Below are 1,364 nucleotides of genomic sequence, written 5' to 3' on the forward strand. Positions count from 1 at the left end.
ATTAACGACAGATTTTTTTGCAAGACTCAAGTTATTAAAAAGGCACTCTTTGTAAAGAAAATATCGTCCATAAAAAATGTCGTAAACCCTTGATGCCAAAGTGTTTACGGCGTTTTTCAATTGTTTCAATACAAGGAGAAGAGACTTTAACATAATTTATTATGCGGACTGGTCCCCTCGGGTGGGATTTTACATTTAGAAGTATGAGTGAAGTGATTGGGAGGAGAAAACAGCTGTAGGAAAGTGTATATTGAGTTTCTACTCTTGAGAAGAAACCAGAGTATACGTGACAAAGAAGACCAAGTATAGTATAGAGTCAAAGAAAAGCTAAGAAAACTTACCAACCGACATTGGGGTACCAGGATGGAAACCCGTATTGGAAAGATAACGAATTAACTTAATGGCTTTTTCAGGCAGGAAGTACCTTTTTTCGCAAACCAATGAGTAAATGCAACTTCCACCCGCTTTTGTTTTGCGGAAATTTGCCAATATATGAAATGTTAAATTTAGTGGCAATGTACTCGAATCAATGAATTTCGGGAGCATCACCATTTTAGTATAATGAGGTTTTCTTGGATTTGAATTTGCAGTAAATCCTTTGGCGTACTTTGGGTAAAAAAGATGGCAAGGGTGTTAAATATTGATGCCATAATCATAAATAAATGATATGAATCAAATCACTAAAAAGTGTGAAAAAACTTATACTTTAACAAAAACAGGGACTAAATAGATACTATTTAGTCCTCAAATTTGTTACTATTGTATTTTTTCTTCCTCAAAACGAACCCGTTACCTTTAGCGGTGAGTTTTAGTTATTCCTAATTTTCATTAATACGGATTTAAATGGGTGAATTTGAAACAAGGATTGAATTGAGGCTATATTTTACTCCGAAATCATTTTTGGCCTGTGTATACCACCAAACAAAGAAAACAGGTAAAAGATAAAGGGCTTTATATCAATTGGAAGTTTCTGTTGGAGTTTGAATTTTCTTCTTAATTGCTCATATGATTTGTTCCCATATTCAATAAACTTGTCTTTCATCAATCTACCCACAACAATCCCTATGTTAATATTCATTTCCTCTGCAAAAATGATCTTAGTTTAACTTTATCTAAGTGATGACCTGCATTAACAAAGTTTTCATAAGCACTATTTGGTATTAAGTTGTTCAAAGCAAAATTATCTGCATCTTTTTCAAGTTCATTAATAGAGTAATCTTCTCCATCAATAAATATTTCAGATTTCTTCTCTTGAAAAACATGCCCAATTTCATGGAACAAGGTAAACCAAAAAATATTCTCATAACTGCCTTTAGCTGTAATAGCTATCATTATTTTTTCATTGGATAACCATTTTGTTGCAC

At 32.7% G+C, this 1,364-nt stretch carries 1 protein-coding gene; it reads right to left on the reverse strand.

Going from position 1 to position 1,364, the window contains the following annotated elements; all coding sequences use genetic code 11:
• Window positions 1–1,074: 1,074 nt before the first annotated feature.
• Window positions 1,075–1,364 (reverse strand): ImmA/IrrE family metallo-endopeptidase (locus AR337_RS10490; protein ID WP_172797534.1); only part of this gene is annotated, 290 nt, incomplete at its 5' end.

The organism is Bacillus sp. FJAT-27445, from assembly GCF_001510665.1.
Taxonomy (GTDB): Bacteria; Bacillota; Bacilli; order Bacillales; family Cytobacillaceae; genus Bacillus_D.